Source organism: Virgibacillus sp. GM2-2 (genome assembly GCF_055329585.1).
This window is the reverse complement of the sequence record NZ_JBUZWC010000043.1, coordinates 1-288: the sequence shown is the minus strand read 5'-3', so window position 1 is coordinate 288 and position 288 is coordinate 1. Positions and strand designations below refer to the sequence as shown.

At 54.2% G+C, this 288-nt stretch carries 1 protein-coding gene; it reads left to right on the top strand.

Features of this window, described 5'->3' with window-relative positions; translation table 11 throughout:
- On the top strand, nt 1-288 hold a 288-nt coding region (locus ACY9Z2_RS18900), incomplete at both ends, for a DEAD/DEAH box helicase family protein (protein ID WP_463611227.1).

Here is a 288-nt window from a genome sequence, read left to right as displayed (position 1 = left end):
GATCTGGGATAAAGCGCAGCAGATCGGCCATATCGATGTGATGATTATCGATGAGGTACATCTTGTGCCGGCCGACGGCAACACGATGTATCGAAAGCTCATCGACGCATTGCTGGCGATAAACCCAGACATGAAGCTGGTTGGCTTTACGGCAACGCCGTATCGCCTTGACTCTGGCCGCCTTGATGAAGGCGACGATCGTCTGTTTGATCGTGTTGTATACACATACAGCGTTGCGCAGGGAATTGAGGACGGCTACCTGTCGCGCCTCACAAGTCGGCCCGTGTC